This is a genomic window from Thiohalobacter sp. IOR34 (assembly GCF_030406045.1).
Classification (GTDB): domain Bacteria; phylum Pseudomonadota; class Gammaproteobacteria; order Thiohalobacterales; family Thiohalobacteraceae.
This window is the reverse complement of the sequence record NZ_CP128988.1, coordinates 1,555,950-1,578,435: the sequence shown is the minus strand read 5'-3', so window position 1 is coordinate 1,578,435 and position 22,486 is coordinate 1,555,950. Positions and strand designations below refer to the sequence as shown.

Annotated in this window: 22 protein-coding genes; 13 read left to right on the top strand and 9 right to left on the bottom strand. The window is 62.9% G+C overall.

Features of this window, described 5'->3' with window-relative positions; translation table 11 throughout:
• Nucleotides 1-106: 106 nt before the first annotated feature.
• Both QVG61_RS07265 and QVG61_RS07260 read left to right on the top strand, forming a co-directional pair.
• Nucleotides 107-658 carry a hypothetical protein gene (locus QVG61_RS07265; RefSeq protein WP_289929954.1) on the top strand — a complete coding sequence of 184 codons (552 nt, stop codon included), beginning with the start codon at nt 107-109 and terminating at the stop codon, nt 656-658.
• A complete protein-coding gene (locus QVG61_RS07260; protein ID WP_289929953.1) occupies nt 645-3,023 on the top strand; it encodes a DEAD/DEAH box helicase in 2,379 nt (792 codons plus the stop codon). Before QVG61_RS07265 ends, QVG61_RS07260 begins: the two co-directional genes overlap by 14 nt.
• A gap of 180 nt (nt 3,024-3,203) precedes the next feature.
• On the opposite strand, the gene QVG61_RS07255 is transcribed toward QVG61_RS07260, so the two are convergent.
• Nucleotides 3,204-4,211: a nucleotidyl transferase AbiEii/AbiGii toxin family protein gene (locus tag QVG61_RS07255; protein ID WP_289929952.1), complete on the bottom strand. Its 1,008-nt coding sequence runs from the start codon at nt 4,209-4,211 to the stop codon at nt 3,204-3,206.
• A complete protein-coding gene (locus tag QVG61_RS07250) occupies nt 4,204-4,809 on the bottom strand; it encodes a DUF6088 family protein (protein WP_289929951.1) in 606 nt (201 codons plus the stop codon). The genes QVG61_RS07255 and QVG61_RS07250 overlap by 8 nt, the downstream gene beginning before the upstream one ends.
• Nucleotides 4,810-5,286: 477 nt before the next feature.
• Between QVG61_RS07250 and QVG61_RS07245 the strand changes: the two genes are divergently transcribed.
• Nucleotides 5,287-6,387 (top strand): Fic family protein, encoded by a 1,101-nt coding sequence (locus QVG61_RS07245; protein WP_289929950.1) that lies wholly within the window; start codon nt 5,287-5,289, stop codon nt 6,385-6,387.
• Nucleotides 6,388-6,850: 463 nt separating this feature from the next.
• Here the strand turns inward: QVG61_RS07245 and QVG61_RS07240 are convergent, their stop codons facing one another.
• Nucleotides 6,851-7,279, bottom strand: coding sequence for a transcriptional regulator (locus tag QVG61_RS07240; protein WP_289929949.1), 429 nt, complete (start codon nt 7,277-7,279; stop codon nt 6,851-6,853).
• The gene (locus tag QVG61_RS07235; protein ID WP_289929948.1) at nt 7,276-7,590 is read right to left on the bottom strand and encodes a type II toxin-antitoxin system HigB family toxin; all 315 of its coding nucleotides are present in this window, start codon (nt 7,588-7,590) and stop codon (nt 7,276-7,278) included. Before QVG61_RS07235 ends, QVG61_RS07240 begins: the two co-directional genes overlap by 4 nt.
• 726 nt (nt 7,591-8,316) lie before the next feature.
• Between QVG61_RS07235 and QVG61_RS07230 the strand changes: the two genes are divergently transcribed.
• The gene (locus tag QVG61_RS07230) at nt 8,317-9,270 is read left to right on the top strand and encodes a hypothetical protein (protein ID WP_289929947.1); all 954 of its coding nucleotides are present in this window, start codon (nt 8,317-8,319) and stop codon (nt 9,268-9,270) included.
• A gap of 15 nt (nt 9,271-9,285) precedes the next feature.
• Here QVG61_RS07230 and QVG61_RS07225 read toward each other — a convergent pair whose 3' ends face one another.
• Complete coding sequence (locus tag QVG61_RS07225) at nt 9,286-10,098, bottom strand: hypothetical protein (protein WP_289929945.1); 813 nt, start codon at nt 10,096-10,098, stop codon at nt 9,286-9,288.
• Nucleotides 10,099-10,232: 134 nt separating this feature from the next.
• Here QVG61_RS07225 and QVG61_RS07220 point away from each other — a divergent pair, with 134 nt between their 5' ends.
• The 4 genes from QVG61_RS07220 (at nt 10,233) to QVG61_RS07205 (ending at nt 14,347) form a co-directional block, all read left to right on the top strand.
• Nucleotides 10,233-10,856, top strand: a complete 624-nt coding sequence (locus QVG61_RS07220) for a sigma-70 family RNA polymerase sigma factor (protein ID WP_289929944.1) — start codon at nt 10,233-10,235, stop codon at nt 10,854-10,856.
• On the top strand, nt 10,853-11,623 hold the full coding sequence (locus QVG61_RS07215) for a hypothetical protein (protein WP_289929943.1): 771 nt from the start codon (nt 10,853-10,855) through the stop codon (nt 11,621-11,623). The genes QVG61_RS07220 and QVG61_RS07215 overlap by 4 nt, the downstream gene beginning before the upstream one ends.
• Nucleotides 11,624-11,719: 96 nt before the next feature.
• Nucleotides 11,720-12,685 carry a DUF6569 family protein gene (locus tag QVG61_RS07210; protein ID WP_289929942.1) on the top strand — a complete coding sequence of 322 codons (966 nt, stop codon included), beginning with the start codon at nt 11,720-11,722 and terminating at the stop codon, nt 12,683-12,685.
• Nucleotides 12,686-13,099: 414 nt separating this feature from the next.
• Entirely contained in the window at nt 13,100-14,347 is a 1,248-nt protein-coding gene (locus QVG61_RS07205; RefSeq protein WP_289929941.1) for an ATP-binding protein, read from the top strand.
• A 391-nt stretch (nt 14,348-14,738) separates the two neighbouring features.
• Here QVG61_RS07205 and QVG61_RS07200 read toward each other — a convergent pair whose 3' ends face one another.
• Entirely contained in the window at nt 14,739-15,428 is a 690-nt protein-coding gene (locus QVG61_RS07200; RefSeq protein WP_289929940.1) for a VPLPA-CTERM sorting domain-containing protein, read from the bottom strand.
• A 237-nt stretch (nt 15,429-15,665) separates the two neighbouring features.
• On the opposite strand from QVG61_RS07200, the gene QVG61_RS07195 reads away from it, so the two are divergent.
• A complete protein-coding gene (locus QVG61_RS07195) occupies nt 15,666-16,649 on the top strand; it encodes a 50S ribosomal protein L11 methyltransferase (protein ID WP_289929939.1) in 984 nt (327 codons plus the stop codon).
• A 704-nt stretch (nt 16,650-17,353) separates the two neighbouring features.
• Here QVG61_RS07195 and QVG61_RS07190 read toward each other — a convergent pair.
• The 3 genes from QVG61_RS07190 to QVG61_RS07180 are packed head-to-tail and all read right to left on the bottom strand — an operon-like array spanning nt 17,354 to nt 19,662.
• The gene (locus tag QVG61_RS07190) at nt 17,354-18,670 is read right to left on the bottom strand and encodes a sensor histidine kinase (protein WP_289929937.1); all 1,317 of its coding nucleotides are present in this window, start codon (nt 18,668-18,670) and stop codon (nt 17,354-17,356) included.
• Nucleotides 18,654-19,313: a response regulator transcription factor gene (locus tag QVG61_RS07185; RefSeq protein ID WP_289929936.1), complete on the bottom strand. Its 660-nt coding sequence runs from the start codon at nt 19,311-19,313 to the stop codon at nt 18,654-18,656. The genes QVG61_RS07190 and QVG61_RS07185 overlap by 17 nt, the downstream gene beginning before the upstream one ends.
• A complete protein-coding gene (locus tag QVG61_RS07180) occupies nt 19,288-19,662 on the bottom strand; it encodes a PepSY domain-containing protein (protein WP_289929935.1) in 375 nt (124 codons plus the stop codon). Before QVG61_RS07180 ends, QVG61_RS07185 begins: the two co-directional genes overlap by 26 nt.
• 270 nt (nt 19,663-19,932) lie before the next feature.
• Here QVG61_RS07180 and QVG61_RS07175 point away from each other — a divergent pair, with 270 nt between their 5' ends.
• From QVG61_RS07175 to QVG61_RS07160, 4 genes are all read left to right on the top strand, one after another.
• Nucleotides 19,933-20,583, top strand: coding sequence for a cytochrome b/b6 domain-containing protein (locus QVG61_RS07175; RefSeq protein ID WP_289929934.1), 651 nt, complete (start codon nt 19,933-19,935; stop codon nt 20,581-20,583).
• A 24-nt stretch (nt 20,584-20,607) separates the two neighbouring features.
• Nucleotides 20,608-21,054 carry a cytochrome b/b6 domain-containing protein gene (locus QVG61_RS07170; RefSeq protein WP_289929933.1) on the top strand — a complete coding sequence of 149 codons (447 nt, stop codon included), beginning with the start codon at nt 20,608-20,610 and terminating at the stop codon, nt 21,052-21,054.
• An 81-nt stretch (nt 21,055-21,135) separates the two neighbouring features.
• The gene (locus QVG61_RS07165) at nt 21,136-22,062 is read left to right on the top strand and encodes a hypothetical protein (protein ID WP_289929932.1); all 927 of its coding nucleotides are present in this window, start codon (nt 21,136-21,138) and stop codon (nt 22,060-22,062) included.
• On the top strand, nt 22,059-22,484 hold the full coding sequence (locus QVG61_RS07160) for a DUF1924 domain-containing protein (protein ID WP_289929931.1): 426 nt from the start codon (nt 22,059-22,061) through the stop codon (nt 22,482-22,484). Before QVG61_RS07165 ends, QVG61_RS07160 begins: the two co-directional genes overlap by 4 nt.
• Nucleotides 22,485-22,486 lie beyond the last annotated feature (2 nt).

Genomic DNA, 22,486 nt, shown 5'->3' with positions numbered 1-22,486 from the left:
GAAAGTTCATTATTCTTTAAGTCGCCACAATATGTTGGGATGCACTCATGGATTCAGGGTTACGATTGGCCGGTACCAAACGTTTCAGTAGCAAGCGGTAGGAAGTATGGCTGGAGCCTCTCGCAAAAAAACCACCTGGAGGGATCTCAAGCATCGGCTTTCCACCCTTGACCAAGCGGCGCTGATTGGACTGATCCAGGATCTCTACCGTGCCAGCAAGGATAACCAGGCCTTTCTTCACGCTCGCTTCGCTCTCGGCGAGGACGTGTTGGCGCCCTACAAGGCCGTCATCCACCGCTGGGTTTGTCCTGATGTGCTGCGCAACCAGGATATTTCGGTCTCCCGGGCCAAAAAGGCGATCGCCGATTACAGGAAGGCCATCGGCCACCCCGAGGGGTTGGCCGAGCTGTCGGTGTTCTACTGTGAGTCCTGTGCTGAGTTTCTGGGCTTTTGCGGCATGGATGACGAAAGCTATTTCAACGCCCTGATACGCATGTTCGACCAGGCGTTGAAGGTGATCCGTACTCTGGACCCCAAACAGCGGGCTGCCCTGGCGGGACGCCTGTCGGCGGTATGGCGAGATGCACATAACTGGGGTTGGGGTGTTGCGGATGATATGGGGGATCTGATGGCGGAGTACGGCCTTGCCGAAACCTGAATGGGACGATGACGCGGAGACGTTGAGGCGGCTCCGCGAGGAGAATGCCCGCCTCAAGGCGCTGCTGAAGCAGCATGGCATCGAATGGGAAGAGGCGTCCTCTTGCAAGACCATTCCAACGCCCGCGGTGGACAGACCCGGACCAGTTCACTTGACATCCGAGGAGAAGATCGCACTCTTTCGCCGCCTGTTCCGGGGGCGCACGGATGTGTATCCGCTGCGCTGGGAATCGGCCAAGGGCGCATCCGGTTATGCACCGGCCTGTGGCAACGAATGGCAGCCTGGCATCTGCCACAAACCAAGGGTGAAATGCGGGCAATGCGATCAGAGACTGCTGCTGCCTCTGACCGACCAGGTCATCTACGAACATCTGACCGGCAAACACACCATTGGCGTATACCCGCTGCTGGCTGATGACCGCTGCTGTTTTCTGGCCGTCGATTTTGACAAGGGAGCGTGGCGGGAGGATGTGCTTGCCTTCATGCAATCTTGCAGGGAGCTGTCGATCCCGTCAGCATTGGAAATCTCACGATCTGGCAATGGCGCGCATGTCTGGATTTTCTTCGCCGAAGCGGTGCCCGCACGCGAGGCCAGGCAACTCGGTGCCGCGCTGATCAGCCACACTTGCAACCGTAGCCGGCAATTGGCCCTGAGCAGCTATGATCGTCTTTTCCCGAACCAGGATACCTTGCCCAAGGGCGGGTTTGGCAATCTGATCGCGTTGCCCTTGCAGAAACAGCCGCGTGAACGGGGGCGCAGCGTTTTCGTGGATGACCATCTTGTGCCCTATCAGGATCAATGGGCTTTTCTGGCCTCGATACAGCCACTCTCTGCTGACGAGCTGGAAGGCGCCATCCTGAGGGCGAGCGGCGGCAGGCATCCGTTGGATGTGGCCTTTTCCACGGACGGAGAGGAGGACAAGCCGTGGCGTCGTCCTGCACCACCCCCGGAGAAAATTCTGGGAACATTACCGGAGTCCCTGACCTTGGTGCTGGCCGACCAGATCTACATCGCCAAGGGCGACCTGCCGCAGCCACTGGCCAATCGGCTCATCCGCCTGGCCGCTTTCCAGAACCCCGAATTCTACAAGGCCCAGGCCATGCGCCTGCCGGTATGGAACAAACCGCGCATCATTGGTTGCGCGGAGAACCACGCCAGGCATATCGGGCTGCCAAGGGGCTGCCTGGATGCGGTGTTGAAGCTTCTGGCCGACAATGATATCCATGCGGAAATCCAGGATGAACGTTTCTCGGGACACAAGTTGGCCGTCCGATTCACCGGCACCTTGCGCAAGGACCAGAAAGCCGCCGTAAGGGAGATGCTCAGGCACGATATCGGCGTTCTTTGCGCACCGACCGCTTTCGGCAAGACAGTCACCGCCGCCGCACTGATCGGCCGACGCAAGGTAAGCACCCTGGTTCTGGTTCATCGCACCGAGCTGCTGCGCCAATGGCAGGAACGCTTGGGAGCATTTCTGGACATCCCGGAAGGGGGGTTGGGCCTTATCGGCGGTGGTAAAAAGAAGCCATGCGGCAAAATCGATATCGCCGTGATGCAGTCGTTGACACGTTGGGATGGTTTAGCGGAGCTGCTCGACAGCTACGGCCAGATTATCGTGGATGAGTGCCACCACCTCTCCGCCTTCTCCTTCGAGGCCATTCTCAAGCAGGTTAGGGCTCGCTATGTCGTGGGCCTGACCGCGACCCCCATGCGGCGTGATGGCCATCACCCGATCATTTTCATGCAGTGCGGGCCGGTTCGCCATACCGCCGCCAGCCCCGAAACAGCTCCGGTGAAGCTGGAAGTCTGGTCCCGCTATCTGTCCGTCCCGGGCATCCCGGCGGATGCGACGATTCAGGAAGTATTCCGCATTCTCGTGAACGATGCCGAACGTAACCGGCGCATCGCTGACGACATCCTGGCCGCGTACCGGGCAGGCCGCAAGGTGCTGGTGCTTACCGAGCGGGCGAACCATCTGCCGCTATTGCGGGAGATGCTGGGCGATGAAATCGAACGTTGTTTCGTCCTGCACGGACGTTTACCGAAGAAACAGCGGATGGCGGTATATGCCGAGCTGGAAGCGCTGGAGGAGTCCACGCCACGGGTTCTGCTCGCCACTGGCCGACTGATCGGCGAAGGGTTCGATCACCCGCCTCTCGATACTCTGGTGCTCGCCATGCCGATCTCGTGGAAGGGTACGCTGCAGCAGTATGCCGGCCGCCTGCACCGGGCGCATGCCGACAAGCTGGACGTGCGAATCTATGACTATGCGGAAATGGACCACCCGCAACTCAGCCGCATGTGGGACAAGCGCCAACGTGGCTACTTGGCCATGGGTTACCGGATAGGTTCCTCAATGCTGTAGGTTCGTTATTCTGAGGGAGGAGCAATGCAGGCCCTGAAACGGGTAATCAAACAGGAACGGCAACCCGGCCGGTTTCCGCGTGAGTGAGGGTTCGCGCTCGGGTAGATCATATCTGTGGTCACTCCTCAGGTCATTCGGTGAGGCTGTTGGTTTATCAAGCGTTGAAAGCCGCTTATTGCGTCACCAAGTGTTGATCTCTCTCTCCAGCCGGCGAACAGCGTCCACGATCTCGTCGAAGGACGGAGCCTGTTGGTACATCATGCCGGCGCGGATCATTTCCTCGTAGTCTGCTTGCAGTGCCCCGAGTATCCCGGCTTCGGGAAGTAGCCTGAGCCGCCCTTCGAGGCAGGCCTCGTAGTTGGCATAGCTGGCATTGAAAAAGACCTGCTTGTGATGGACGACATCTTCAAACAGTTCACGATTGTCGATAGCTCTCCGACCGGAGACATGCTGTGCCAGCATGACCAGGTCATACCAGTGTCTTGAGAGCCTCTCGGCGCTTGCCTTGAGTTGACCACGATGACACTCGACATGAATCAGGGTCGCCTTCTCCCAGAAGGTTCGTTCCGGTGAAAGCACTACCACCTCGCTGGCGGGGTAGGTGACCCCTGGCGTCAGTTCTGCCACGTCGGGCGAAATCCAATGACGCTCATTGGGATCGATGACGTTGCGGCCACCCAGCTCGATGAGCACCTGGCTTTTGAGATATTCGTCGTGAGATTCCGTCACGGAGGGGAAGCTGATCCAGATCTTTTCACCGGTTTCGTCGACTTCGACGGTGTGATGATCGGCGCTGGGTATATTCTCCAGCGCCTGCCGAATGGCGGGCACAATGATTTCGTTTGCATACGTTTTCACATAGCCCTTGAGGCGGTCACTGTATTTCCTGATCTGGGTCTTGCTGGCGTTCCCGGCGAACGGATCGAATTCGTCTTTGAAATGCCGGTAGTCGAGCGTGATGTCGACGTCTTCCGAAAAGCGATCGATGACCTGGTAGACTTTGGAAAGCGAGGTGCCACCCTTGAACGCCATGGGATGGGCATCAGGGATGGAGAACAGGGTCTGCAATACCCAGCAGACCCAGATGTCCTTTTCCAATACCGCAGACTGACGGCCAAGCGCCGCGGCAGCGGCCTGGAGGATGTCTTTCCGGTCTCCTTCCGGAAGTTCCATCCAGGCCTCAGCCATGGGAGGCTTCCCGACCGTATTGTTCGATTGCACTGGCCATCCAGGCTGGCATGCTGGAAGCACGCAGTTTTTCGAACTCCTCTTCGCTCAATCCTTCCCGGATACGCCTGACGACTTCGGCATCGACGTTTTCCTTGCCCAGGTACCACAGCGCCGAGAGCGCCATGCCCGGCTTTTTCCCGGCATGTTGCAGCCTGCGGCGGCTCGTGGTGTGCAAGAGCTTGACCTTCAGATTTCCGATCCGGATCTCGCGTGTCGGACCGCTGGTGTAGTACACCGGCATGGTGGGGCTCTGGGTGCTGAGCTTGAAACGCCGTGCGGCCTCTGCGCCATGGATCTGAATGGTTTCACCATGATCCCGGGCGATGACCTCAAGGACACGGGATACCTCCGGCATCACGCTGCCGACGAAGCGACTTTTCTTCGGGCGCACGAATACCCCACGGGCAACCCGCTGAATGACACCTTCCTTGACCAGACGCGACAGGGCTTTGTCGACCGCTGCGCGCGAGCCGAGCTTGAGGAAATGGGCGTTGGTGAAGGGTTCACCCCGTGGGATTCTCTGGATGCGCTTTTTGACCCCTTCTGCGACGGACATCGTTCAGCCTCCTATGAGTATCAGAAAAACTAGCATTTTTTCTGACAAAATACAAGAGGGTGTGGGGCTCGAGTCTGGTTCTGAGATTCTGCGTAAGTATATGTGTTGTAAAGAAACTTTCTGACTTATTGGGCCCGGAAACGGCCGGTTCCCGACCGTATTGATCGATTGTGCTGGCCATCCAGGCCGGCATGCTGGAAGCACGTAGTCTTTCGAACGCCTCTTCGCTCAATCCTTCCCGGATACGCCTGACGACTTCGGCATCGACGTTTTCCTTACCTAGGTACCACAGCGCCGAGAGTGCCATGTCCGGCTTTTTCCGCACGTCTCCCCGTGATGAGGGATCCGCCATCGAGGTGATGGATGCGGATATTGCGGAGAATAGCGGTTGTTTTCTCCGCGTAACGCGCGGAGATTGTCCTTGTCTTTGCGGAGAATAGTGGCCATAATATCCGCATATATTGCGGAGATTGTAAGATGTACCTATGGGAAAAACCGGATTGGCCCGCCTTTACCTGGGATGAAACAAGCCTCTCCAGGTTGCTCGCACGCGTATCCAGGGAACAAGGACGGCTGCTGGGCAAGATGGAGGCGCTGGGCTTTGACCTCCGCAGTGAAGCCCATCTCCGCACCCTGACCGAGGACGTGGTCAAATCCAGCGAAATCGAAGGCGAGAGGCTGGACCCCGAACAAGTCAGATCCTCCATCGCGCGCCGGCTCGGCATGGATATCGGCGGCTTGGTCCCTGCCGACCGCGATGTCGAAGGCGTCGTCGAGATGATGCTGGATGCAACGGGCAACCATGCACTACCGCTGACCGAGGAGCGACTGTTTGCCTGGCACGCCTCGCTGTTCCCAACCGGCCGGAGCGGGATGACCAAAATCCGGGTGGGGCAATGGCGTGACGACAGCGACGGCCCCATGCGGGTTGTGTCCGGCCCGGTCGGCAGGGAGACGGTCCACTATCAGGCACCACCGGCAGACCGCATACCCGGTGAAATGGCAAGATTCCTGCGCTGGTTTGAGCGGCCTGGAGATACGGACCCACTGCTGGTCGCGGGACTGGCGCACCTGTGGTTCGTCACCATCCATCCGTTTGATGACGGCAACGGACGTATCGCCCGGGCGATTGCGGACATGGCGCTCGCCCGTTCGGAGAAAACAGGCCAGCGCTTCTACAGCATGTCGGCACAAATCCGCAAGGAACACAAAGCCTATTACGACACGCTGGAATGGACCCAGAAAGGCGAACTCGATGTGACGCGGTGGCAGGACTGGTTTCTGAACTGCCTCCTTCGTGCCATCGAGGGGGCGCAAGAGACGTTGAGCCAGGTACTGCAGAAGGCGCGCTTCTGGGAGCGCTTTGCCAAAGAACCCTTGAATGAACGACAAATCAAGGTTCTGAACCGGCTGCTGGACGGTTTCGAAGGAAAGCTCACCACCTCGAAATGGGCAAAGATTGCAAAGTGCTCGCAGGATACGGCATACCGCGACATACTCGATCTGATCGAGCGCGGCGCATTACGAAAAGAACCCGGTGGTGGGCGCAGCACGAGCTATTCGCTGGTGATGGAGTGACGACGGTCAGACACGGATGGTGAGTGCGTAGTGTTTTGTTAGCGGCTAAGTAAAACCGCGCATAAGCTAGCTAGCCCGGATATTGCACCAGGGCAGACTCCGTGGGCCGGGGTGGCAGGATGGCGGGTACCCCTTGCGCCTCGATCGCGGCCTGGAGACCGCTCCTACGACAACATATTGTGCCGCCATTCCCCGTAGGAGCGGCCTCCAGGCCGCGATCCCCGGCGGGTCCAGCCACGCCATCATCCGGGGTCCTGATGCAGTATCCGGGCTAGCGTATGAACCAGGTGTCTTGCTGTGCTGCTTGATCTCCGGCCGCGAAATTCCTCGTTCCAACCCTCGGAAAGCGACACGTACCCTTTTGGGCTGGCAGGTAACATGTTGATTTCCCTCAAGAGGTCACGCGCAGGTTCCGCAACGGAATCCGTACCTTGGGTCCGAATCTTCCCGGGCTGGTTTTTTTTCAGAAAAACAACCCCGGATCGATGCCGAATCGTTCCGCCAGTGCCTGGATGTGCTTCTTGTTCAAACTACGCTGGCCCGACAGTACCCGCGATACCATCGACTTGGAGCCGATTTCCGGCAGATCGGCGGTCCCCAGGCCATGCTGGTCCATCAGCAGCCTGAGCATGGCCACATCAGCGGGCAGATCCATCGCCCGCTTTTCGAATGCCACCAGTTCCTCATCCTTGTTCTCGTAGGTTTCAATGGCATGGCTCAGCATTTCGATGACCGCATTCAGCGGGTCATCCGGGGAGTCGGCCGCCTCTTCGAGAAGCTCCTCGATCAAGGCAAGCGCTTCCTTGTAGTGCTTATCATCAGTGATGTGATAATAAGGCGCCGCAGCCCGGGCAAAGCTGTGGCAGGCATCTTTAAAAGCCATGGCTGTCATTTCAAATCACCTCGTGCATAGCGCTTGCAGAGTTTGTCGTACTCCGCATGGGAGAGGATGTGTTTCACATACGAACGGTTGTGGACGAATTGGATGAAGGCGATGATGCGCAGATGATTGCCGGCGACATCGATGACCCACCATTTGTCCTTGTACCTGAAATTGTCCAGCGACGGGAATATACGCCGCATCTCCTCAGGGGAACCGAACGCGCTTTTTCGAAGCACCCTGTACAGATCTTCCAGGGCTTGCCTGTGATTGGGGTGTGCCCTGGCCGCTTCGTTGAAGGGACGCTTCGAGATGACGTGCATACAGCCCTCCTGTTGACATATTGGCAACCATAGGGCGGTGTTGCCAATATGTCAACAGGAGGGTATCAGGAACATTTGGGCAGCGGCGGTTTCCGGGGATTTCCGGTAAGCAGTGGTCAGCGGATAGTCAGCAGCCATTGATCCGGGATGTCTATGTATCGCCATCCATGACCAAAGGGCCTGACAGGGCGCTTTTTTCTGTCTAACCCGCATATTGCACGAAGGATTCGAGTTTCAGGGCGAATCTGGCCAAGCAGTTTGTTCGATCGCCCGTGGAAGCATAGCCGTCGCTAGGGTTCAAGGGGGATCGGGTAAAATGCGCCGCCAGATTTGGTCTGAACTCGAATAGGCACAAACTGTAACAGGGCACAATTGCCCGCATAGGGAATCACTGCCTTGATAAATACCGGAAAAATTACGCATGCAAGGCCGCCTTCGTGCAATATGCGGGCTAATCTGCGCATCGATGAACCGGGCCAGCGCGGGCCACGCACAAAGAACGGGCAGCGTGCCCGTCCCGTCCGGCACCTGGACCGTCGGGTGGGAAAATGGAAAGACACCAACCCACTCATCATGGCCGGACTCTGGAAGCACTGGGAAGGAAGGGGTGCATTGACGAAAACACCGTGCTATCGCTGGCTCGTGCCATCCGCGATCCGTGACCGGGCGGGTCGGTTGCTGGACGCCCTGCGTGCCGGTCGTGCACGTCCCGGCCATTATTTGGCCATGGAACTCGACAAGGCGGGTGGATGGCCGGATTCCCCAGAAGATCTGCTTCGCAGTCTTCTTCTCACCAAGAAACCCTGCATCTTCGCCGAATCGGCCGTGGCCGGCGACGGCAGCGACTGGACGGCGGAGGAGTTTGCGCTGCTCGGCGACATCGCCTGCCTGGTGCCTGTCACCGTCTTCGACGATGGCGAATGGCACGATCCGGTCGTGCACGAGCCACCGTTTTCGGCGCACCTGGCCTTCGTGCCGGGGGCGCTGCTCCGGGACCTGGGGCAGATACCTTCTCCGGACCGGACCGAGGTGGCGCCCGAGGGCGCGCTGGATCCGGCTGCCTACTATCGCCTGTACGAACGTCGTCTCGTGCCGGTGTTCGATGCCATCGAAGACGTGGCAGCGTCATACGGTACCGGTGCTGTCGTGACGGTGCCCGGACTTGGATGCGGCCAGTTCTCGGGTCGTTTCACGGGTCTGCATGCTCTGCTGGGCAAGACATTGCATCGCCTGCTGGAAACCCATGCACCACGCTGGCCGAGCCTCCGACAGGTCCACTATGATCCCTACGAGGGAACGGACAACCATGCCTGGCGTATCGGCCGATCACTCGTCTATCGGATCAGGCCGCTCATGAAAGGCCGCAGTCATCCGCCGCTCAGCCGTGTGAACGTCTTCGAAGAGGGCGATGACGGGTTCGAAGGCTGCCGGCTGTTCAGCCTGGTGGCCTGGGACCACGTCTCCTGGCCCGGCAACGATTTCTATGCCGGATCCCGAAACACCGACGACGGTGTCAAGGCTGCGGCTACCGACAGCATGTACCGCATGACGGGCATCGAGGGAAAATACGATCCCGTGCAGCACGCGTATCAGCCACCGGCTGGCTTCTCCCGATGGGAACAGGTGGTCCGGAACCACGGCATCCGGCTGCGGGTGGAGGACAATCTGCAGGTGATGTAACTGCGGATCCGAAAGTCACCCCGCCAGCAGGATGCGCACACCCTTCTCGTTGTCGTCCAGCCACACCTGCAGGAAGGTCAGCGCCAGGCGCGGCTTGACGACAACCTCGGTGGCATCGCCGTGGATGCCGGCGTCGAGCACCACGTTCACCCAGCCGATCGGGAATTCGATGGGACCGGCGCCCAGGGCCTCGGCCGGACCCCAGTCCGGATCCAGCTCCGCCGGCATGCAGTGGGCGGGTGACTCGGTGACGTACTCGGAGAGGTAGTCCAGCCCTTCGGGATGGGCGGCGTAATGGGCGGTGATCCATTCGAAGCGCTGGGCCGGATCGAGTTCGTCCCAGTCCTGCAGGACCTCGGCCGGCACCGGGGTTTCCTCCGGATGCTCCAGATAGTAGTCGATCTCTTCCTCGAAGGATTCGATGCATCTCTCGACCAGCTCTGAAACCATGCTGTCGTCGCTGGGCAGCAGCGGCCGCTCGCCCTTGAGGACGGCCTCGGTGGTCTCACACACCGCCCCGATCCAGGCGTCGAGCGCCGCGTAGGGGTCCTCGTCCGGCGCACCCTGGCGGATCCGGTAGCCACCTTCGATGGGCTCGGCGGTCCAGATGCTGTCGTAGGTGTCCTCGGACCGGGCAAGCGGCAGCCAGGGCCGGTGGTGGGCCATGTAGTGGCGGATGGCGCGCTCCACCAGCGCCCGGTCGAAGGGCGGCTTGATCTGGCCAGGGCGCAGGCGGGTGAACTCGTGTTCCGGCACCTTCTCGAACAGATGGTACTCGCGGATCGCCTCGATCAGTGACTTCTCGGCAGCAGACGTTTTGCGTGGCATGAGGGTTCCTCCCGGTTTGTGTGTTCTCACATCCAGGAAGAGGGCGGTGGCGCGGGATTTCTTACACCCGCTTGCCGTGGCCGCAGGCATCGGCTAGCGTGGCGGTGTAATGAATACGTCCGGAATCCCGTCCCATGTCTGAGGACCTCTCGCCCTACGCCACCGAACAGGCGCTGGTCGCCGCGCTGGTGGCCGGGGAAGAGGCAGCCGCCCGGGTCCTGCTTCGCGTCTACGGCCCGCGCATCCGGGACATCGCCATGCACCGTTTCCACAGCGACGAATCCACCGCCCGTGAGCTGTTCCAGCAGGTCTTTCTGCACCTGTACGAGGACGACTGGCGCCGGCTGCGCCAGTGGCACGGCCGGGGCCGGCTCGGGAACTACCTGCGCACCATCGCCCACCGCCTGATGCTGGAGCAGTTGCGCCAGCGGGGAAGGGAAGTGGTGGATCCGGAGCCGGAGCCATATCCACCCATCGACGAAGGCGAACACCGCCCGGAGCTGGATGTCCAGGACCGCTGGTCGCTGATGGCCTGTCTGCGCCGCGCACTGGAGCGCCTCTCGTTGCGTGACCGGCAACTCGTTCACCGCCGCCACCGGCAGGGGCAGAGCTACCGCGAGATCGCCGAGGCCGAAGGCATGACCGTGAACCATGTCGGGGTGGCGCTGCTGCGGGCCGAGCAGCGGCTGGCTTCCTGGCTCGAACGCCTGTGCGCCGACCTGGTCGAGGCCCTCGTGCGGCGGGGAGGGGAGACATGAACCTGCTCGAGCGGCACCTTCCGGACGAACGCCTGATCGCGGCCCGCGACGGGGAGAGGCTCGAGGCGCCTTGGCAGGCACACCTGGACGCCTGCCCCTTCTGCCGGGAACGCCTCGCCGCCTGGCAGGCGTTCTCGCGCCGGATGGAAAGCGCGGTTCCTCCCGAGGCCCCGGAAAGGGGACCCCTGACGGAAAGCCGGGACAGTCTTTTCTACAGGCAGGTTTCACCCGCGCTTTCTAGCGAGTCGGCGGTTCCGGAGAAGAAACCAGCCACGGAACCCCTCACGGACGACTGGACGGCGCCGCTGCTGAAGGCATTCAGCGGCCGGCCGCCGGCCACGGATCTCGGCCGGATCGAGGTGGGGCGCGACCGCGAGGGCAACCCGACACTTCGGCAGACGGAGACTCCGGACGTGGATGTGGCAGTTCGTGAAGCAGCACTCGCCTATGACATGGCATACGGAGTGACAGACGAGTTGGCGCTGCACTTCGGCGAGCTCACGCTGGCGCTCGCGGTGCGCCGCGCCGGCTTGCGCATCTTCCTGGTCGTGCAGGTCAGCGAAGGGCCGGACCGGGCACCGGTGACGGACGGCGAGGCGACGCTCATCCCGGAACGGGAGGCGATCCGCCGGCAGCCCCTCGACCACGGCCGGGACGATCTCGCCGGGATGGCCTGGTTCGTGCTCCCCTACGGGCACGCCGAGCTCTTCCTGCATCGCGGCCGCACGGCCCGCCTGCGCATCGACCACCTGCCGGCAAGCCGATGAAACGGACAGGCAAGGGAGGCGGGAGAGAACACCTGTAAGAAAACCGGCCGCCCGTCCCTCTTTCGTTGCAGACACACCGACGAAGGAGGAACGACGATGAAACGACTGGCTGAACTCATCGGCACTCTGCGCCTGGGCCGCCCCCGCACCTTCGAGGGGCTGACACTGTATTCGCTGTTTGGATCCGCCGCCCCCGACGCACGCCCCGGTTACCGCTTGCTCGAAGAAGCCATCGCCGCTGGCGAGGTGGAGATCACCGAGGTCTCCGAAGGTGGGCAGGTGCCCGAGCTGCTGCTCGTCAATCACGGAAAACAGCCGGTGCTGCTGCTCGACGGCGAGGAGCTGATCGGCGCCAAGCAGAACCGGGTGCTCAATCTCAGCGTGCTGGCCCCACCGGGCAAGACCCGCCTGCCGGTCACCTGCGTCGAGGCCGGGCGCTGGGCCTGGCGCGAGCGCCAATTCCGGCCCGCGGGCCGCACCCAGTTCGCCGAGGCACGGGCCGATAAGCTCGCCCAGGTGTGCGCCTCACGCAGCCATGGAGGCGGTTTCCATGCCGACCAGTACGCCGTATGGGAAGGCATCAGCGAGAAGGCGCGCCGCCTGGACGTCGACTCCCCCACGGAGGCCATGGCCGACCTCTTCGAACGCTACGGGCAGGACGTCGAGGACCATGTGCGGGCGTTCCCGCCCGAGCCCGGGCAGACCGGTGCCCTGTTCGCCGTCGGCCACCGCCTGCGCGGGCTGGAGCTGTTCGACCATCCCGAGACACTGGCGGCCAGCCTGCCCAAACTGGTGCGGAGCTACGCGCTCGATGCCATCGAATGGCAACAACGCGCCGACGGCCGCCGCCACATCCCGCCGCGGCTCGACCCCTGGCCGTTCCTGGACCAGGTGGCGCAGGCCGAAGCGCAGGCGCTGCCCACCGTGGGTCTCGGCGAGGACCTGCGACTGACCGGCGAGGGGATCCGCGGCGCGGCCTTGCACTGGGAGGGGCGGATCGTGCATCTGGTGGTTTTCGATACCCACGCCAAGGACAGCCGGTCTCACCGCGATCGGATCTGATGGTGAGTCTGGAGCGGAGAAAGGCTTCTTGGTGGGTGCCGAGGGGATTCTGGGTTGTGAATTGCTCGGCCACTGCGGCTGGGCGAATTCCTATTGCGGTCGCGCATTTTTTTTGAACACATCAGCTCAGAAAAAAGAATAACGCTGTGTCAGCGCGCGGTCTGGGAGGGGAGACTGGCGTTGGTTTTTCAACAGTGACAGCGTGGGGCAACGTGCGGGCTTTCGAGGAAATTTCGATTTCCAGGTGTGAAGGAAATTCGTGGTCACTGAGGTGATGGCAGTGCCATCACCTGATACCTCCTTCCCGGCCTGTAGAGCTTGGCCAGAAAGTTACAATCAGCCGTGCTATAAAGTTACGATTGGACGGTAGCAAAACTTGCAATTAGCCGATAACTAAAGTTACGATTAGCCGACATGGCCAATCCCGAAATTTACCCCCGCCTGGTGGAGCCGCGCCTCGATGAGGCGTTGGCCGATACCCCTGTCGTTCTGATCCACGGGCCGCGCCAGTGTGGTAAGACCACATTGGCGCGTATGGTGGGTGAGGCAAGGGGGTATGCGTACTTCAGTTTCGATGATGATGTTGCACTTGCCGCTGCTCGGGAGGACCCGCTGGGTTTTGTCGGGGATTTGCCGGGGCGGGCCATACTCGATGAGGTGCAGCGGGTTCCCGAACTGTTCACTGCCCTGAAAAGCACCGTGGACCGCGACCGCACACCGGGCCGGTTCCTGCTCACCGGCTCTGCCAACGTGCTGCTGGTACCGAAACTCGCTGATTCCCTGGCGGGGCGCATGGAGATCCTGCGACTGCACCCGTTAGCCCAGGTGGAGCTGGCGAGAACGCTACCCACGTTTCTGAACACGCTGTTCGGGGCGGGATTCGAAATGGGTAACTGGCCCCGTCTTGGCGACGAGCTGCCCGAACGGATTGTCGCAGGCGGTTATCCTGCGGCGCTTGCCCGCCAGGCCCCACGCCGGCGGGCCGCCTGGTACCGCGATTACATCGAAACGCTGGTGCAACGCGACGTACGGGATCTGGCGCGTATCCGGTTACTGGATGCCTTGCCGCGTTTGTTGACGCTGGCCGCCGGACAGACCGCCCGGCTGCTCAATGTGAGTGATCTGGCAGCGCCATTCCAGCTCAGCCGGCAGACCATACGTGACTACATCACGCTGCTGACACGCGTGTTCCTGCTGGAAGAACTGCAGCCCTGGCACAATAACCGCCTGCGTCGCCTGATCAAGACCCCCAAGCTGCACTTGGGTGACACCGGTCTTGCCTGTGCGTTGCTGGGGGTAGACGTAGCAGCACTGAAGTCCGATCGTACGCTGCTGGGCCAGCTATTGGAAACTTTCGTGTTTCAGGAATTACGCCGCCAGGCAAGCGGGTGGGAAGATGCCATCAACTTTTACCATTTCCGCGACAAGGATGGCGCCGAAGTAGATATCGTGCTGGAAACGAGCGGCCAGCGGGTTGCCGGTGTCGAGGTCAAGGCAGCGGCCACGGTAACGGCCTCAGATTTTCGGGGACTGCGCAGACTCAAGCAGGCTGCAGCTCAACGCTTTGCTGGAGGCGTGGTGCTCTATGACGGCGAGGCTGTGATGCCCTTTGGGGATGATCTGTACGCGGTACCAGTCCGATGCCTTTGGGAGAAAATTTAGATTCCCATCTCCTATTAACCCGGCAACTAAATATGCCGTGTTCAGGGCTTCAGGCCTGTTCCGGGACAAGGCGCGGTCCGCCGGCAAGGGTCGGTCTCCTTGTCAAGGGCTGGAACGCCGGACCGGGGCAGGCCTGAAACCCCGGTCATTCCATGATTCAATGGGTTCGGCAGCCGTGTGCCTGCCTGCGGGCGGCGTTATCGAACCTTGCCGTAGGCATGCTACGGCGGTGTTTCGATGCCTTGCCGCAGGCAGGCACACGGCGGCTGAATACGGCATATTTAGTTGCCGGGTTAATAAAGTTCATTCCTCTGTCCCCCCCTTTTTTCCGCTGTCCAGATCCAAATGCCAGGCTGAACTCTGATCGTTATCCAAAGCTGGTGGCGGAATATTATCCGTTCAGGGTCTGTATGTTGCGCCGGCGCAGCAGGCCAGCCAGGGCGGCAAGGCCCGAGCCCATCAGCCACAGACTGGCTGGCAGGGGCACGTAGGTTGGGTACTGAGGGTCCACGTAAGCCAGGAAGGTCGAGTCCCCGTGGAAATCCAGACTGAAACCCGTCAAGGCCCCCGACAGGAATGCAGTGCCAGGAACGCCGTCGCCGTCGCTGTCCAGCGTGCGGTAACTGAAGGTGGTGACGTCGTTTCCGAGGTCATACAGGTAGTCCACGGCCCAGTCCATCTCGAAGGCCTGGACGGACACGCCGAGCAGTCCCCAGTCCATCAATCCCGTCAGGTGCAGGCTGCCATTGGGATGGGTGGCGATGGAGGCGATGCTCAGGCGGATCCCGCCAGTTGCGGTGGACAGCGACGCGCTTGACCAGGTCGGCGTGTCCTCGGTGGTGATATCGGCGATGCCTGTTCCCGTTCCCGTGTTCGGGTCGTAGGCGGTGCGGCCGCCATTGACCCGATAGCTGGCCAACCGATCACCATTGCCGCCATAGACGTCGACCAGGAACAGGTTCGAGTTATTGCCGAAATCCTCGATATAGGGGGTGGTCGATGCGAAAGCCTGGCCGTTCAGTGCGCACAGGAACAGGCCGAGAGCGGCGTTCCGCGCCGCATGCCGGGTTTGAATCTCCATCCTCGATGCTCCTTGTCCCTTCGAGGGACGGTTTCTTGTTGTCGTTGTCTTGGTAGCAGACTCCGCGCAGGAAGGGGAGGCGCCCGCGGGGCGGGTCAATCCCTTCGCTCCGCAAATGGTAGCGCGATGCTGGAATCCGGGCCAGCCCGCCGCTTCGCCCGGCCGGCGGGCCCACGCCAGCGGCCATGCTAAACTGTGCCTCCCTTGATATCGATACGGCTTCCGCTCGTCGCTGCCATGTTTCAGTCCGCCCAGGTCGGTTATGACCATTACTACCAGATGCTCTCGGATCGGGTCCGCATGGAGGCCTTCCGCCGGGCGATCCAGCGCAGCGTGCGGCCCGGTGACAGCGTGGTGGATCTCGGCGCGGGGACCGGCATCCTCGGCATCTGGGCGCTGCAGGCGGGCGCGGCGCGGGTCTATGCGATCGAGCAGACCGAAGCCATCGAGCTGGCGCGGGAGGTGGCCCGCGTCAACGGCGTCGAAGACCGCATCGAGTTCATCCGCGCCAATTCCCTGGAGGTGGAGCTGCCGGAGCGGGTGGATCTGCTGGTCTCGGAGACCCTCGGCAGTTTCGCCCTCGATGAGAACCTGCTGCGTTTCCTGCCCGACGCCCGCGACCGCCTGCTCAAGCCGGAAGGCCGGTTGCTGCCGAACGCCATCCGGCTCTTCGTCGCCCCGGCGGAGGCGCCGCAGAGCTACGCCAAGCTCGCCTTCTGGCGCGACCGTCCCGGCGGGGTGGATTTCTCGCCGGCCTTCGATCTGTTCGCGGGCAAGATCATGGTGGAGCCCATCCGCCCGGGCCAGTTGCTGGCGGCGCCGGCGGAGCTGACACCGGTGGATCTCGCCACCTGGCGCGGCGACGACTACCAGTGGCGCGGTTATCTCCAGATCCGCCGCAGCGGCACCCTGCACGGCATGGCCGGCTGGTTCGAGGCGGCGCTGGGCGGAGAAACCCTGTCCACCGCCCCCGACCGGCCGGCGACGCACTGGAAGCAGGCGTTCTTTCCCTTCCGCGAGCCGATCCGGGTGGTGCGCGGCGATGTCCTCGACTGGGCGGTGGAGGTCAGCGGCCTCGGCCCGGCCAGCGACCATACCCGCATCGACTACCGTTACCGCTGCACCCAGCTCGCCAGGGAAACGGGCCGGGTAAAGCCCGGCCGCAATGATCCCTGTCCCTGCGGCAGCGGGCAGAAGTACAAACGCTGCTGTGGCGCCTGAGGCGCGCTGACGGCCGCGGCCGCCAGCAGCGCCTCTGCCGTATTCGATGTCAGGCCGAATGGGGTTGCGCATCTTGAGCGATCCCCCTCGAACCAAGGCGGCCCGCATGATCGGCGTGCAGGCTGGCAAATGGATCGGGAACTCGTACTAAGACAAACGATAACAAAGCCTCATTCAGCGGGTCTCTGGACGATCAGCCCGCAAGGCGCAATGGCGCCGGCAGGGTGATTCCCTGTCAAGCCATTGCAACGTTGCGGATGGCCGTCCAGAGGCCCGCCCGCAGGGAGCTTGCCAGGCGCCCCGGCTCTGCGTTGTGCCCCTTGGCAAGGGCGGGCCATTCCCTGCGGAGCACGCCTTGATCCGGGGCGCCTGGCAAGCTCTGAATGAGGCTTTGTTATCGTTTGTCTTAGTAACCCGGCTTTGTGCCTGTTCGATTGACCCCGGACATTGCCCGCCGTGGATCCCCCGATCGCGGCCTGGAGGCCGCTCCTACGCCAACACATTGTGCCGCCATGCCCCGTAGGAGCGGCCTCCAGGCCGCGATGGGGGGGCCACCAAAATCGCGGCGTGGAGGCCGCTCCTACAGGGTAGGGCGGAACCTCTTGTTTTGTAGGAGCGGTCTCCAGGCCGCGATCGAGGCGCAAGGGGTACCGCGCCATCCTGCCACCCCGGCCCACGGAGCCTGCCTTGGTGCAATATCCGGGTTAGCCCAGCGGCAGGGTCACCCGCACCCGCAGGCCGTTCAGCCCGGGTGAGCGGTCCAGCGCCAGGCTGCCGCCGTACAGCTCGACGATGTCGCGGACGATGGCCAGGCCCAGGCCATGACCCGGCCGGTTCTCGTCCAGGCGGCTGCCGCGGGCCAGCAGTTCCTCGTGCAAGGCCGGATCGATGCCCGGGCCGTCGTCTTCCACGGTCAGGCTCAGGCTGCCGTTCGAGTACAGCCCGATGCGGATCTTCCGCTCGGCCCATTTCGCCGCGTTGTCGAGCAGGTTGCCCAGCAGTTCGAGCATGTCGTTCTGGGCAAGGGGCAGGGAGGCGGGGGCCTCGATCCGGCTCTCGATCTCCAGCGCCTTGTGGTGGTAGAGGGTGCGGATGGTATCCACCAGGTCGCCGATATCCTGTTGCGGCTGGAAATGCTGCCCTCCGGTGGCCTTGCCGCTGATGCGTGCCCGTTTCAGTTCCTGCTCGATCAGCTGCTGCATGCGCCGGGCCTGTTCCACGATGCGCGCATCCTGATTGGCCTCGCCGTAACGGAGGATCAGTTGCAGCGGTGCCTTGAGGGCATGGGCCAGATTGCCCAGGGCGTTGTGCGATCGTGCCTGCTGCTGTTTCCAGGCCTCCAGCAGCTGGTTGAGCTCCTCGACCAGCGGCAGGACCTCGGCCGGCACGTCGGTATGCAGCCTGTCGAGGCGGCCGCTCCTGACCGCCCGCACTTCCTCGCGGGCGGCATCGAGGCGGGCGAAGGCACGGCGAATGACCAGCCGCTGCAGCAACAGCATCAGCAGCACGGCGGCGAGCGAGGCGCCGAGTCCGATCCACAGGAAGCGGCGGATGGCGGACAGCAGCGGCGCCACGTCCTCGGCGATGACGAGGGTGAAGCGCCGGCCGTCCTTTTCGTAGGCGTTCTGCCAGATCAGCAGTTGCTGGTTGCGCGGGCCGGGCGCGAGCCGATGGCTGCCGGCCGGCAGCTCCTGTACGCTGATGATCCGGGGATCGTTCCACAGCGAGCGGGACAGGCGTTCCACGCCATCGTCGAAGCGGACCAGGTAATAGTGGCCGGACAGCGGTTGCTGGTAGATCGGTGGCAGGGCGCGGACGATCCGGTGTTGGCTCATGTCCAGGCCGCCGATGATGGCCTCGGCATCGTGCTGCAGCCGGGTGAGGGCGAACTGGATGGCGCTCTCGCGGCCGATCCAGGCGGCGATGCCCAGCAGTACCACCAGCACCAGCAACAGCAGCAGGCCCAGCAGCCAGCTGAGCGTGCGTTCCAGGGAGACCGGCCGTTCAGCCCTTGAAGACATAGCCCTGCCCGCGGCGGGTCTCGATGCGTTCCCTGCCGATCTTCTCCCGCAGGCGACGCACGTAGACCTCGATCAGGTTGCTGTCGCGGTCGAAGTCCTGCTCGTAGACGTGTTCGGTCAGCCGGGTCTTGGAGAGCAGTTTGCCGGCGTTCATCATGAAGTAGCGCAGCAGGCGAAACTCGGTGCCGGTCAGCTCGATGGCGCGGCCGTCGGCCGTCCTCACCCGCTGGTGTTCCTCGTCCAGCGTCAGGTCGCCGACCCGGAGCTGGTTGTCGACCCGGCCGTGACTGCGCCGCAGCAGGGCCTGGAGCCGGGCCAGCAGCTCCTCCTGGTAGAAGGGTTTGGTGAGGTAGTCGTCGGCACCGGCCTTCAGGCCGGCAACCTTCTCGCGCCAGCTGTCGCGGGCGGTGAGGATCAATACCGGGGCCGTCATGCCGCCCTGGCGCCAACGTTCCAGGACGTCCAGTCCGCCCATCAGCGGCAGTCCCAGGTCGAGCACCACGATGTCGTACTGCTCGTTCTCGCCCAGGTACAGCGCCTCCCGGCCGTCTGCCGCCAGATCCACCGCATAGCCGGCCTGGCGCAGTTCCGGCAACAGCCCCTCGACCAGCGCCCTGTCATCTTCCACCAGCAGCAAACGCATCGCCGTCCTCTTCTTCTTCCTGTTCCAGCACCTCGCCCGAGCGGGGATCGACGAGGAGCTCGTACACCCGCTGGTCCGGGGTGAGCAGTTCTATTTCGTAGAGCAGTCGTCCGTCACCTTGCTTGCGCTCGATCTCCAGAATACGGGTATCCGGCGGCAGGTGCAGCCGCCGGACGAGTTCCTGCAGGGGCAGAGGGCCGCTGTCGCCACTGGCGGGAATGCCGTGGCCGGCGGCCGGCCTCCCTTCGTCCGGCCCATGCTCCGCGTCGTTCTCTCTCGTGAGCCACAGGGCGGCCAGGCCCAGCAGCAGGGCGGCAAGTGCGGCTGCAAGCAGCAGCGAGGTTCTCATGGCAGGTCGCTCAGCCTCCCTTGCCGGTCAATGTGCTCAAGGTGCATGGCGGTCTCCGCATCCCGATGCCCTGAATTGTACCCGGAAGTCTAGTCCGCCGAGCTGAAACCAGGCTGAATCCGGTTGCCGCTGTCGCATCGCCTGCCGCGGATTTTCAGTTTGGATTCAGCCTGGTTTCAGGGTGATTTCAGCTTGCCGGCGTAGTCTGTACCCAGGCTGGAGATACACTGTCTTCCGGTTCGGAAAAATCCAGGCAGAGGAGAATGAAGGATGACTGACAACGACACGCAACAGATCAGGGTGTGGGATCCGCTGATCCGGCTGTTCCACTGGACGCTGGTCATCGGCTTCCTGGTGGCCTACCTGAGCGGCGACGAGCTGCTCCAGATCCATCTCTATGCTGGCTATCTGATCACCGGCCTGCTGGTGTTCCGCATTGTCTGGGGGTTCATCGGCAGTCGGCACGCCCGTTTCGCCGATTTCATCTACCCGCCGCGGGAGATCGTCGCCTATCTGAAATCACTGGGCTCTGGCCGGCCGAAGCGCTACCTGGGGCACAACCCCGCCGGCGGGGTGATGGTCATCCTGCTGCTGCTCGGCCTGGGACTTACCGTGGGCACCGGGCTGCTCATGGACGATGCGGCCGCCGTGCAGGCCGAAGGCGCCGCCCTGCACACGGCCGCCGCCGATCAGGGGCGGCTGATCCGCGTCGACGCGGACGACGATGACGACGAGGCGTTCGGGAAAGAGGGCGGCATGGCGCATGAGGTCCTGGAGGAACTGCACGAGTTCTTCGCCAACTTCACGCTGTTCCTGGTCTTCCTGCACATCGCCGGCGTCATCGTCAGCAGTCGGTTGCACGGCGAGAACCTGGTGCGGGCCATGATCACCGGCAACAAGCCGGCCGAACCCGGCGCCTGAGGCAGGGGAAGCAGGGTGGCCGCCATGCAGATCCGGGTCTGGGATGCGCCGCTGAGGTTGTTCCACTGGGCGCTGGCGGCCAGCTTCACCCTGGCCTGGCTGCTGCGCAGCGACCAGACCCTGCACCTGCACCTGCTCGCCGGTTATCTCTTCAGCGCTCTGCTGCTGTTCCGCCTGCTGTGGGGCGTCATCGGCGGCCGCCATGCCCGCTTCCGGGACTTCCTCTACGGCCCGGGTGCCGTGCTGGACTATCTCAAGGCCTTGCTGCGGGGGCGCGCCCGGCGTCATCCGGGACACAACCCGGCCGGGAGCTGGGCGGTGTTCGCCATGCTGGGGCTCGGCATCCTGATCGGCATCACCGGCCTCCTGACCCTAGCCCGGATATTGCACCAAGGATTCGATGCTCAGGGCGAGGCTGGCAAAGCAGCTTGGGTGATCGTCCGAAAAGTCATAGCCGTTGCTATGGCTTGAGGAGGATCACCCAAGATGCGAAGCCAGATTCGGCCTGACATCGAATAGGCACAAACTGTAAACCCGCCCAAGGGGCCTTTCATGGCCATATCGTCCCTGTATTACAGCACGAACCCCATCCATGCGCGCCGCCTTGGTGCAATATCCGGGCTAGGCGCGGAGGAACGCCACGGGCCCCTGGCGGGCATCCTCGGTTTCGGGGCGGGGCACCTCTTCCACAGCCTGCACCAGGGTCTGGCCTGGTCGATGCTGGCCCTGGTGCTGCTGCACCTGGCCGGGGTGCTGGTCGAGAGCCGGCTGCAGCGGGAGAACCTGCCGCTGGCCATGATCACCGGCTTCAAGCCCCTGCGAGAGGGGGAGGCGGCGGCCGACAGCCGGTCCCGCGCCGGTCTCGCCCTGCTGATGGCGGTTGCGATGCTGCTGTTCGGCGCCTGGTGGCTGCAGGGCTATTTTACCCAGACCGCGGAGCGGCCCTATCTGCCCTTCGCCGGCCGCGCGCTGGCGCAGGATCCGCTGTGGCAGGAGGAGTGCGGTGCCTGTCATCTGGCCTACCATCCGAGCCTGCTGCCTGGCCGTTCCTGGCAACGGCTGCTGGAAAACCAGGCGGCGCATTTTGGCGAGGATCTGGTGCTGGATGCGGATACCGTCCGTCGGTTGAAGGGCTATGCGCTGCGCCATGCCGCGGAACGGACCGCCACCGAGGCGGCCTGGAAGATCCTGCACCGCCTGCCTGCGGAGAGCACGCCGCAACGCATCACCGAGACGCCGTACTGGAAGGACAAGCACGGCGCGATTGCGGACGCCGTGTGGCGGCAGCCACAGGTCAACGGCCGCTACAACTGTGATGCCTGCCACCTCGACGCGGAGCAGGGCTGGTTCGAGGACGGTGCCATGCGCATCCCAGGGGGGAAGACCGCCGGCGCGATTTCCCTGGCGCCTTACAGGCTGATTTCATCCGCGGCCCCTGGAATTCATCAACAAGGGTCAATACCTGGAGTGACGAGATGATGCAGAAACCAATTCGGACGACCAGGGCCGGGGTGCTTGCCGCCCTGCTGCTCGCCAGCCTGCTGCCGGGTACCGGCCGGGCCGACGCCGTCGGCGAGCTGCTCGACGCATACCGTGCCCAGGGCGCAGCGGCGTTCAGCGCCAGCCGGGGCGAGACGCTGTGGATGCAGCGTCAGGTCGATGCCGGGAGCGGCACGCCTCGTTCCTGCACCAGTTGCCACAGCCGGGACCTGCGCAGCAAGGGCCGGCACGCGCGCACCGGCAAGCTGATCGAACCCATGGCGCCCTCGGTCAATCCGCAGCGGCTGACCGATCGCCGCAAGATCGAAAAGTGGTTCCGCCGCAACTGCAAGTGGACCCTCGGGCGGCTGTGCACGCCGCAGGAGAAGGGCGACATCCTGAGTTATCTGTCCCGGCTATAGCC